This window comes from Prolixibacter sp. SD074, assembly GCF_009617895.1.
In the GTDB taxonomy this organism is placed as follows: Bacteria; Bacteroidota; Bacteroidia; order Bacteroidales; family Prolixibacteraceae; genus Prolixibacter.
The window spans coordinates 201,596-212,764 of the sequence record NZ_BLAW01000001.1 but is presented as its reverse complement, the minus strand read 5'-3'; the positions used below and the strand labels follow the sequence as shown (position 1 = coordinate 212,764).

Sequence of the window (11,169 nt, the reverse complement as noted above, 5' to 3'; positions counted from 1 at the left end):
CCGTTCGGTATTTGCAACTGTTTAACGTTCAGCCCTTCATTGTCTTGTGAGACCTCCGCTTCATTCATCGGCTCGTTACTGGCAACTACTATGGCCTCTGCTGACTCCTTGCCCTAACCAACCCGTGGTTGACAAGGGATCCCCTGGTAAAAGCTTTTCCCTTCTGTCTATTCCTCTGGAAAAATACACACTTGTTATTTCGCTACTATGTAAAGTTTATTTGTATTTTTGAACTTTTTCAATAGCTTACAATTTACCGTTGGGCAGGCTAAGAGACCGAATTACACAGAAATAACCTGTTTAGAATTTGAAAAAACGGATTGAAAATATTGTCTCATTGATTGTAGGTTGGTGCAAGAAAAAATTAGTTTTTGTTAGCCCGCGTCTGCCCTTTGGGGCAGTTTGGGAAGCCCACGCACATTGCACACATTTGCAAATCGCTCGGGCTGACACGCAAACCAAAATTTGCAAAAGAGTGCAATTTTTCGGCAGTACAACTTGATTGATACTTATCGTCCGTAGTCTTATAATCATCTTTTCGCAATCTTTGTTCAAAATTTAATGTGAAATGGAAACATCTTACACGATTGAGGATAAAGAGTTATTACAAAAAGTTGGTGAGCGAATTAGACACTTTAGAATTGAAGCTGGATTGTCTCAAGAAAAGCTTTCATTTGAATGCAATCTTGATAGAACATATATTGGTTCAGTTGAAAGAGGAGAACGGAATATTGCATTAATTAACTTAAATAAATTAGCTAAAGCACTCAATGTTTCTATTTCAGAATTATTAGAAATAGAAATATGAATAATTTATTTAAAATTCCTGCTAAATCTCCTCTAGCACTAACATCTCTGGACGAACTACAAAAGAGATTAAGCTCTATGATTGGTCGAGAGTTTATTTTAACTGGGAAATCAAGAACAGATGGTTCCAATAATCGAAAACTTATTGCAAAAACTTTAGAAGAATATCCTTTCCCTGAGCCCGCTTTTGATGATGGTTACGAAATTGTTCCTCCCAAAAAGAAAGGAATCCCAAAAATAGTTCGTGAATTTATTGATACATATATTGTTACAAGCGGTTCTTCTTACAATCTTCAAGTTTGGAATCGAATACCAGCTAGTAAAACTCTTCTGATAAAATATGAATCTGGAGAAAGTTTAAAATGCAACGATGTACGTTTCGTAATGACTAAGGTGGATATCGAAACTAAGAAAGTATCATGTGTTATCATTGCAACTCCAGAGTACATAGTTAAAAAGTTTGGGAAATTTGGGAAACCTACAATCAAACATCAACTATTAATCTCATCCAAAATCAGGAAAAATATTTACGATAGCGAAAGTAAAATTATGTTCTTCAAAGATTCTAAAAAGCTATCATATTTAATCAGACACGATTTTGAACCTCCAAAAGATAACATGGTTGAAGAAGCAAAGTCAAACGAAGTTTTGGCAATTGAATTAATTAAAACAATGGTTGCCGAAAAATTAATAGGATATAAACTTGCTGCAGATTCAACAAAAAACAGAGGTCAATCATTAGAAAGAAAGGTTCTGGAACTACTTGGCTACGAGCCAACAAATTCTGATTTACTCTATGGTGCTTTTCCAGATATTCCCAATCAGTTACTGGAAGTTAAAGTTCAAGATACCCAAACGGTAGATTTAGGTAAGTTTTCACCTGAAAAAGAGGAAGTTATTAATGAAGAATTAAATATCACGACTTTCGATATAAGATACCTGATTGCCTTGACAAATCCTAAAACTGAAATAATTGAGGGAATCATTCTAAGTCCAGGAGAAAAATTGGGTGAAGTTTTTTCTTACGTGTCAGACCAAAGTTATAAGTGCCAAAGGTCTATTCCTATGGATTTTTTCGATAAGTACAAGGGAAAAGTAGTTGTTAATCCAGATTAATAACTGTCGAAACATTATAAGCTTTTGCTACTTGATTTTCTAAAACTTTGGTCAACTTGGAAATTGTTTTTTCATCATCCGTTCCATTAATTTGCTTAACGGTATTAATAATATCTCTGGATTCAATTGTGTCAATATCAGGAAGTGGATAATTTTCAACATATTGTGAAAAATAGCGTCTGCGGCCAGAATAAAGCTTATTATTAAAAACTAAGTCGTGATACTTTGTCATTAGCTTCGAATTTGCTATTCCTTGGATTAGTAATAATATATTGTTATCCGCTTCTTTTTCTGCAACAATCCAATAACAATTACCATTTACAATTTTACCAGTATTGTCGTAATAAAATCTAGGACCAGTACTAATGTCAGGAAAAACTATTTTTGGTAAATTCCAAAAGGATGGATTCTGAGGCACCCAAATTTCAAACCAGTTTCTACCTGCATCAATTAAATATTTTCGACTTTTAAGTTTTTCTTCGTGACTAAGAAAATAAGCTTTAGCTTTTGGGTACTTTTCAAGGTTGATTGTATATTTCTTTCCATCTTTTGAATAATGAGGATAAAGCACTTTTAGTTTTTTCTTATCACATGAACCCCAAGGTTTTATGTTTTCTTGAGAAATTAATTCTTTTAATAATTCATCTTCAGGTTTGGTTCCGTTTAAATCAGCCCATTTGTCACTTATAAATACTTTGTCAGCAGTTGTTTTTATGCCAACACGAACTTTAAAATGGTCTTTAATAAAAGTTTTAGAATTGCTTTCAATCTCAGAAACCCACGAGCCTTCTTTCTTTGAAAGCATTGTCCATGTATTTTCTTTTGTTTTACTAAACTTTAAAATACCAGATGATTTTTTTAACCGTTTTTCACCGACACTAAAAAAACCATCATTTTCAGAATTTAAAACATCGAAAACAGAATTTTCTGGAATTAATTCCCCTTCATATCCATTTAATTCTTCATATATCTTATAAAACTTTGACGTTGTATTAGTTACATTAGATTTTTTACGTCCAATAAAAATTGCTGGTAAAACAGCCGCATCGAAGAGTTTTGTGTCACCAAGGTCAATAACTTCTAATACTTCATAATTGTCAGTTAAAAATTTACGGACACTTTCACCACTTTTTGTTGATAAATAACGATTTGAAGTTATTACACCGATTAAACCATTCTCTTTTAAAGCATGTGTCATGGCAATCAGAAAAGGATAGTATAAATCAACTCGACCTTTTAAACCAAATTTTTTTGAAAGTAATTGAGATTGGTCTGCTCCTAATATTTGTGTACGCACATAAGGAGGATTAGCGATTATTAAATCGGCAAATTCGTTAACAGAACTAGAATCATTGTCAAATAATGATAGTTGTTTTTTCTTTAAATCAACAACTTCAAGAAAATCAGCTAAAGTTAGATTAGCATTTTTGATATGATTATTAATTAATAAGTTTTCTTTGCCTATTGATAGATATTCATTATTGGAATCAAATCCATGTAATTCAAAACTCCGATTATTTTTTTGCAAAACTTCAGCCATTGCCATTAATAAAGCTCCATCTCCACATGCAGGGTCAAGTACTTTTAGATTGTCTCCACTTTGATAACAAGAAAGCTTCTGAGCTAAAAATAGAGCTAATTCCTTTGGTGTAAAGGTTGCTCCAGTCTGCTTAATATGGTCAATTTCTTTTTTCATAATTTAATAATCATCAACAAAGCAAAGATACTTATAATCATCAACAAAAGCAATAGCTATTTATTAACTAAAGCCAGCCCTATTTGTATGCACATTGCCAAAGCCCCACGAGCCATAGCTCAAATCAAAGCTTTGTCAAAGAGCTTACAAAGCCGTCCCGATTTGCCCACAGGGCATTAGGGTTTGCCAACGCACAAAAAAACAAAATAAATTTGTGCTTCGTAGACAGTTTGGTGGGTTTTAAAAAAGTGATTGCTTTAGAGCTAATTAATTGATTAATAGTCAGAAATGAATAAACAACAGTTTGTAGCATTTTAGGAATTAAGGCACAGTTGGGCCCTGAAAAAAGGCAGTAAGTTGATTTACCTGCTGCCTTTTTTCAGGGTAGTTCCCATTCGGGGTCCACGCTCAATTGTGTTTTAATTCGTGTTGGGCTTAACCGTTTGAGCAATTTTTTCAAAGAACGATTTGCAGGGTAGGCACTATCCGGGTTCCCTCGGAACATCTTTCACCAAACCGGCAAAACGCAACCTCCCTTTTTTGCATACCGGGCAGTTAGGCTGCCGGAAGTTTTGGATACATTCCAGGATTTCAGTCCACACCGTATCCTTCGCCGGGAAAGCCTTTAAAGTGCCTGAGCTGTATGCGGTGAAGGTCGCACGTACAGTTCTTTGGGGGCGTAAGCTACCCGGTCAAACAATTGTGAAAAAACTGTTCCGCTCAAAATATTGTTTCCCTATAAGGAAATATTGCTTATCTTTGTAAAAACTGATTTTTGATGATTAAGTATGCAATAATATTTTTAGAATTGGCAAAAGAATTCCTTGACAACCTTGACGACCAAACAAGAAAAAAGGTAATCTACAATATTTGGAAATCCAGAAATGTTAATGACCCTGAATTATTTAAAAAACTGGATGGAAATATTTGGGAATTCAGGACAAAATATATGACAAAACAAATTCGACTTCTTGCATTTTGGGACAAAACAGAAATGGAAGAAACTCTTGTTGTCGCGACTCATGGATTTATTAAAAAGACACAAAAAACGCCAAAATCAGAGATTGAAAAAGCTGAAAAAATTAGGAAACAATATTTTAAAGAAAAGGGAGAAAAATAAAATGAAAAAGTACACATTAGACGAATTAACAGATAAATATATTGGAGAAAAAGGTTCAACAGAAAGAGAGCAATTTGAATTTGAATTAAAATTAGACATCCTTGGAGAAATGATAAAAAAAGCAAGGAAAGAAAAACATTTGACACAGGAACAATTAGGAGAATTAATTGGAGTCCAAAAAGCTCAAATCTCTAAAATTGAAAACAATGCAAAAGACGTTAGGTTATCGACAATAATGAAAGTTTTTAATGCTTTAAAAGCAAAAGTAAAAATGACAATTGATTTTGACGCTAACTCTCATTTGGAAATAGCCTAAACAACAGTTTGTAGCATTTTAGGAATTAAGGCACAGTTGGGCCCTGAAAAAAGGCAGTAAGTTGATTTACCTGCTGCCTTTTTTACCTGTTTCCCTAAAATACGGATTCCATCTTCCAAGGCTTTTTCTTTTTGGTTTTTCGGTTTCCTGTGCCAGCAGTTGTTTTTCCGTTTCGATGTTTTGTTTACGGTAATGGCCCGATAAAATCCCGGAACAGGTGTCCGAACGCTTCCGGAATTTGCAATCGGCAATGTGCCACCAGTAACTTTTCCGTGTCCTTTCACTTAGATTGCGTAAAACCGTTTCCTGTTCAAATCTTTTTTTAAATTTGTCATAATAATTAATTTTAAATGATTAAATGCCTCAAAGATACTGGTTTTCGGTGGCCTGTAAAACCACCGAACGCCAGTGAGGTTAAGTTCAACAAGCGGTATGCCCAAGGTTGAAAAAAGAAAAAAACCACACTAACTAAATGATAGTATCATATATAAATTGGAACATTGACCCTGAAATTGTCAAATTATTTGGAATATTTTCGATTAGATATTACAGCATACTTTTCGTGATAGGATTGATTTTGGGCTATTTAATAGTTAAACAGATTTACCTTAAAGAAAAGGAACCGATAGAAAATCTTGAAAAATTATCGGTTTTCGTTTTCATTGGAACAATTGTAGGCGCAAGATTGGGACATTGCTTATTTTATGAACCAGCTTATTATCTGAGTAATCCTTTGGAAATGATTTTACCTTTCAAATGGAAAACAGGAGAAAGTTTTGAATTCACTGGTTATCAAGGTTTAGCAAGTCATGGAGGTGCAATCGGTGTACTGATAGCAATACTAATTTATTGTAAAAAATATAAAGTCAATTTTTTATGGGTAATGGACAGACTTGCGGTTGCCACTCCAGCTACGGGAGCATTTATCCGTTTTGGAAATTTTATGAATTCGGAAATAATTGGAGAACCAACAAATTCAAATTTTGGTGTTGTCTTTGAACGAATAGACTTAATACCAAGACATCCAACACAACTTTACGAAGCATTCGCATATTTATTAATATTTTTAGTATTGCTCTGGTTTTATTCAAAACATAAAGAAAAAAGAAAAGACGGATTTATCTTTGGTCTGTTTTTAGTTATGTTATTTATTGCTAGAATCTTAATTGAATTTTTTAAAATAAATCAAGTTGACTTTGAAAATGGAATGTTTATGAATATGGGGCAATTACTAAGTATCCCATTTGTATTAACAGGATTATTAATAATGACATGGAAGAAAAAACCCAGGGCATAATAAATAGGACTCTGAGCGGTCTGCAAGACCCAGCGATGAGTCGGTGTTGAACTACACCAGCCGGGCTCAGAGCTATGTACTTTCTGAAGGTTTTTAGTATTTTTTGAAGAAGAATAATGAAGGTGTTCTTTGACGTATTGCAGGTTTTTACGCTTTTACACGCCATTGGCACAGGCAAGTTGGTGCTTGTACCCTGCTTTTTTGCCATTCTTGCTGGTATTATGGCATACCTTTCCCGGTTGCACCGGGAGCGCAAATTTGAAAGTTCCTTAGATTTGTTTTACCCGTTTTTTAAAAGTGTCTCCTGTGGGGGAACGTATCCGGGGCAATTCTCTTATGATAACCATCCGGCCGGTTTTACATACGGGACAAATACAGGGATTTACGCCAGTCAGCCTTGCAAAGCGTTCAACATTTGTTTCAGGCGTTTTTTGTTGTTTGATAAGCGCATCAATACCGGGCTTCTCTTCCTCGGTAAATTGTAAAGCCAGGTTTCGTTTGGTGGTGTGGTTGTAAATGCCGAACCGACGGATTTTAACAAACCGGCGGGGCAGTATATGCATGGTAAACCGCCTCAGGAATTCAATTCCATCCATTGTAACCGGCTTTTTGATGGCATTGTCGCGGTAATCTTTTGCGATGAACGTTACTTTATTATCGGTAATGTTCAGGATGCGCTCATTTGTAATGGCCACCCGGTGAGTGTACTGTCCGAGATATTTTATCACGTGTTCTGCGCCTGCCAGCGAAGGTTTGCAATGTACCACCCATTTGGTTTTATATGCTGCCTGCACTTTTTCGGTAAACAGCGAAAGCTCATTTTGTTTTCGCAAAGCCCGTTTCAGGCTGTCGGGGAACGTTCCTTTAAAGGCACTGCTGAGTTGATGCACTGGATAAAGGAAGTTCCCGGAGTGCCCGATGTTTTTCCACTTCCCGTCGAGGGTATAACCGGCAGCCGGAACAATACAATGAATGTGAGGGTGCAGTGAAAGGTTCTGTCCCCATGTATGCAAAACCGCTATTGCACCGCTTTCCACACCATAATGCGAGTAGCCGAATGAGCGTAGCGTATGCCACACCGAAGCAAACAGCAGGTCATAATACATCCTTTGGTTGTGCAGGCAAACCTGATTTAAGAGGTGCGGCACAGTGAATATGACATGATAATGCTTTATAGGCAGGGTGCCACGCACCAGGGCGTCAATCCAGAAAGCCTGTTTTGAAGCCTGGCATTTAGGACAATGCCTGTCGCCGCAACTATTGTAACTGTAGTGCACAGTCCCGCAATTTTCGGGTAGTTATAAAGCGTGTCGAGCGGACTGTGCGGTTTTATCAGCGGGCATTGTGCCACATGCAGGTAAATCATAGTTGTGGTGATTTCGGCATGTCCCAGCAATTCTTTCAGGGTTACAATATTGACTCCCTGTTCCAGAAGATGTGTGGCATAAGAATGGCGCAGCGAATGCAGGTTTACATCTTTGGTGACGGATGTTTTTTTCAGGTTTTCGCGCATTACCCACGATAAACCACGGACACTGTATTTCCCGCTTGCATCTTTACCGTTAAACAGCCATATGTGGGGATTTTCGGCTTTCAGGTACTTTTTCAGTCCAACAGCCATACTTTCGGCAAGCGGAACAATGCGGTCTTTTTTGTATTTGCTTTGGCGGATGTGGATAGTCTTCCGCTGAAAATCCACATCCGGGATTTTCAGGTTAATCACTTCCTGGCCACGCAGTCCGGCCGAGTAAATCAAGGTCAACACAATTCGTTGTTTGAGAAGCGTTGGGGCGCTGAAAAGCTCTTTAAGTTCCAGTTGGTTGAGGATAACGGGAAGTTTGGTATTTCCTTTTAGCGATGGCAAAGCGATAGCATTTTTGTTCATCCCCAGCAAACGGTAATAGTAACGCAACCCGTACACCATGTGTTTAAAACTGCTGCGTGAAGGGGATTTGGGGTCGCGGGCCAATGCAGCCAGGTACTCGTTAATTTCATCCGGGTCGATCTGCTCGGGCAGCTTGCCGAAATGAACCACAAACAGCGCAATACGCCGGATATAATTATTTAATGTACTTTTGCTCTGTCCGCGCAAAGTAACCTGTTGCTCCAGCTTGCGGACAACTTTTTCAAACTCAGGAACAAGCATAATGGCCTGCCCAACAATAGTAAAACCCGATTTCTTTCTCATAATCTGAAATTTTTATGGTAAATAATCTCGGAGTATAGGAAGAATCGGGTAATTTTGAAAGGGCTACCCGCGAAGGCGGGTTTAGTTCAGCGCGCGGTAATAAACCATTGGGGTATAGTTGTTTACGAAAAGTTTTTGCTCCGCACTAAATTTTTCGCCAGCCGACAAGAATGCGGTAAGCATTCCCAACGGTTCATACCGCTTTCCGTTAGCAAACATTTAAAAAAAGCAATTGAGCCATGAAAAATAAAATAATAGAGAACATCAATAATCCTGAAACCCTTGAACAATTGTATCAGCAAAATAAACAGGATTTTTCGAAATCATTTGCTGAAATCTCGGAAGATTATAATTTTGATTTGGTGAAGTTTTGGAAAATTCGCTTAGCTCACGAAACAGATATAAAAGCGCAAGAATTTTCAAAACTGGATTTGTTGATAGTATTACTTCTCTCTCTTGTTACCGGATTATTAGCCAAACTTCCGGCTATACTTTCGCAAATCAACACGGAGTTTTTTTATACAAGGGATTTGGCAATCATTGTATTCAATGGCATTATTCTTTATACGTTATGGCAAAATAAGATTTTTAACTTAAAGCGCTTATTGACTTATGGATTAGTTGTATTGATATTAATTTTTTTTCTTAACCTTCTTCCCAACACAGGAAGTGATTCAGTCATGCTTTCGATGATTCATGCCCCTTTATTGTTATGGTGTTTATTTGGTTTATCATTTATTTCTTTTGACTATAAAAATATGGCCAAACGAATAGCATTTATCCGTTTTAATGGCGAATTACTCATAATGACCGGATTATTTCTAATCGCAGGCAGCATGCTTACAGGGATAACAATCGGTTTATTTTCGGCAATCAATATGGATGTTGAACGATTTTATATGGAAAATATTGCAATTATTGGGGGTGTAGCTGCACCAATTATTTCATTTTATTTAATTCGCCTCTATCCAACTATTACAAATAAAATAGCTCCTGTAATTGCACGGGTTTTCACCCCTTTGGTGCTGATAACGCTTGCTGTGTATTTAGTTTCCATAATTTTTTCACAAAGTAATATTTTTGAGGACAGGAATTTATTACTACTATTTAATGTCATGCTTATAGCAGTAATGGCACTAATTGTGTTTTCTATTTCAGAATTGGATAAATCAAAAAAGAAAAATATTAATGTTTTGGTCTTATTCTTATTGGCATCCCTGGCAATCATTATCAATTCTATTGCATTAATTGCGATAATTTTAAGAGCTACCGAAGGTTTAACACCAAATCGAACAGTAGTATTGATTTCAAATATCCTGATTTTTGTGAACCTGATACTTATAGCAAGGAACTTATATAAGTCCTATTTTAATCCTAATCAGCTGAATACTGTTGAACAGACAGTAGCAAAGTATTTGACCATCTATGCCGGTTATACAATTATTGTGATATTTATTCTGCCGTTTCTGTTTGGACTAAAATAAAAACGTTTGTACAACGTGCATATGTAATGCGGGCGGGCGTGGTATTCAAGCGTTTTCGCCCTGTTAAACCACCGCCAATCCATATTTGACGGATGACGGTTTTAAAATGATGTTTAATAAAAAGCCGGCTTGGCTCCGTGCAGGTTTGAAAGGGAACCGTTTCAAAATCCCGCACTCCACATAGCCAAACCGTTACCGTGCATTATGAAAAAAGAAAAACAGCTCATTTAAAGATTGATTATATTTGGAAAAAACAAGATGAATACATCGAAAATTCAAATATTTACAACCAAAGATGGAAAGGCTGAAATTGAAGTTCAGCTTGATAATGAAACAGTTTGGCTATAAATCAATATCAGCTTGAATCTTTATTTGAGACAAATAGAACTTCAATAAACTGTCACATATCAAATATTTATAAATCTGAATAATTAGAAGAAAAGTCAACTTGTGCAAAAATTGCACAAGTTCAAAAAGAAGGTGAACGGGAGATAAAATGAGACAGAGTATAAAAATACCACGGATTTTAAAAAATAACTGGATAAAAGAATTATCTATTTCAGTTGTTTTTAATAATGGACAATCAAGGATTATTGATTTTAGGAAAGTTCTTAAAAAAATTAGAGTAAATGAGGATTCATCATACTTTTCGATTCAAATGAGTTTGCCAAAGTTGAGCTTGAAGGCAATACCCTTTCATGGAGTAATGTTGAGCAATACATTACAATGAGAAATGGTAAAAAATTAAAAGTTCCATTTGAGATTGGAGCGGATGTTTTATTAAAATATAGCCAGCCTGAGAAATCAGAGCTTTCATTAAAGACAGGTCAATTGATTAGAGAGGAAAGATTAAAAAACGGATTGACGCAACAAGATTTGGCCTTAAAAAAGTGGCACTTCCAGGACATATATTTCTCGGATTGAGAATGACCGATCTGATTTAGAAATTGCAACACTGAGAAAGATTATTAAAACTGGATTAGGTAGGAAACTTGATATATCAATAAAGTAACTAACCACAACAGCCGGTCATAAAACATTGCGCGGGAAGGTTAAATTTAAACGACATAACATTTAATCAACAGCATCAACGGTCTGATAATGACATGATTCGAAATGCACAACGTTTTATACCAGCGAACCGT

The 11,169-nt window shown here is 36.1% G+C and carries 11 protein-coding genes; 8 read left to right on the top strand and 3 right to left on the bottom strand.

What is annotated here, in order from left to right:
• Positions 1 to 568: 568 nt before the first annotated feature.
• Together GJU82_RS01010 and GJU82_RS01005 are read left to right on the top strand one after the other, a co-directional pair.
• Positions 569 to 808, top strand: a complete 240-nt coding sequence (locus tag GJU82_RS01010; RefSeq protein WP_153630449.1) for a helix-turn-helix domain-containing protein — start codon at positions 569 to 571, stop codon at positions 806 to 808.
• Complete coding sequence (locus GJU82_RS01005) at positions 805 to 1,923, top strand: nuclease (protein ID WP_153630448.1); 1,119 nt, start codon at positions 805 to 807, stop codon at positions 1,921 to 1,923. The genes GJU82_RS01010 and GJU82_RS01005 overlap by 4 nt, the downstream gene beginning before the upstream one ends.
• Here the strand turns inward: GJU82_RS01005 and GJU82_RS01000 are convergent.
• Positions 1,910 to 3,619 carry an N-6 DNA methylase gene (locus tag GJU82_RS01000; RefSeq protein ID WP_153630447.1) on the bottom strand — a complete coding sequence of 570 codons (1,710 nt, stop codon included), beginning with the start codon at positions 3,617 to 3,619 and terminating at the stop codon, positions 1,910 to 1,912. The two genes, GJU82_RS01005 and GJU82_RS01000, sit on opposite strands and share 14 nt — an antisense overlap.
• Before the next feature lie 778 nt (positions 3,620 to 4,397).
• Here GJU82_RS01000 and GJU82_RS00995 point away from each other — a divergent pair.
• The 3 genes from GJU82_RS00995 to lgt all read left to right on the top strand — a co-directional run bounded on the left by GJU82_RS00995 (position 4,398) and on the right by lgt (position 6,352).
• Positions 4,398 to 4,739: a type II toxin-antitoxin system RelE/ParE family toxin gene (locus tag GJU82_RS00995; RefSeq protein WP_153630446.1), complete on the top strand. Its 342-nt coding sequence runs from the start codon at positions 4,398 to 4,400 to the stop codon at positions 4,737 to 4,739.
• A complete protein-coding gene (locus GJU82_RS00990) occupies positions 4,684 to 5,055 on the top strand; it encodes a helix-turn-helix domain-containing protein (protein ID WP_228488507.1) in 372 nt (123 codons plus the stop codon). Before GJU82_RS00995 ends, GJU82_RS00990 begins: the two co-directional genes overlap by 56 nt.
• A gap of 472 nt (positions 5,056 to 5,527) precedes the next feature.
• Complete coding sequence (gene lgt, locus GJU82_RS00985; protein ID WP_153630444.1) at positions 5,528 to 6,352, top strand: prolipoprotein diacylglyceryl transferase; 825 nt, start codon at positions 5,528 to 5,530, stop codon at positions 6,350 to 6,352.
• 269 nt (positions 6,353 to 6,621) lie between these two features.
• Here lgt and GJU82_RS00980 read toward each other — a convergent pair whose 3' ends face one another.
• Complete coding sequence (locus GJU82_RS00980; RefSeq protein ID WP_153630443.1) at positions 6,622 to 7,629, bottom strand: transposase; 1,008 nt, start codon at positions 7,627 to 7,629, stop codon at positions 6,622 to 6,624.
• Positions 7,524 to 8,540 (bottom strand): tyrosine-type recombinase/integrase, encoded by a 1,017-nt coding sequence (locus tag GJU82_RS00975; RefSeq protein WP_228488505.1) that lies wholly within the window; start codon positions 8,538 to 8,540, stop codon positions 7,524 to 7,526. The genes GJU82_RS00980 and GJU82_RS00975 overlap by 106 nt, the downstream gene beginning before the upstream one ends.
• Positions 8,541 to 8,779: 239 nt before the next feature.
• Between GJU82_RS00975 and GJU82_RS00970 the strand changes: the two genes are divergently transcribed.
• From GJU82_RS00970 to GJU82_RS17805, 3 genes are all read left to right on the top strand, one after another.
• Positions 8,780 to 10,024 (top strand): DUF4153 domain-containing protein, encoded by a 1,245-nt coding sequence (locus GJU82_RS00970; protein ID WP_153630442.1) that lies wholly within the window; start codon positions 8,780 to 8,782, stop codon positions 10,022 to 10,024.
• A 726-nt stretch (positions 10,025 to 10,750) separates the two neighbouring features.
• Complete coding sequence (locus GJU82_RS00965; RefSeq protein WP_153630441.1) at positions 10,751 to 10,948, top strand: hypothetical protein; 198 nt, start codon at positions 10,751 to 10,753, stop codon at positions 10,946 to 10,948.
• Positions 10,935 to 11,036, top strand: a complete 102-nt coding sequence (locus tag GJU82_RS17805) for a hypothetical protein (protein ID WP_153633254.1) — start codon at positions 10,935 to 10,937, stop codon at positions 11,034 to 11,036. Before GJU82_RS00965 ends, GJU82_RS17805 begins: the two co-directional genes overlap by 14 nt.
• Positions 11,037 to 11,169 lie beyond the last annotated feature (133 nt).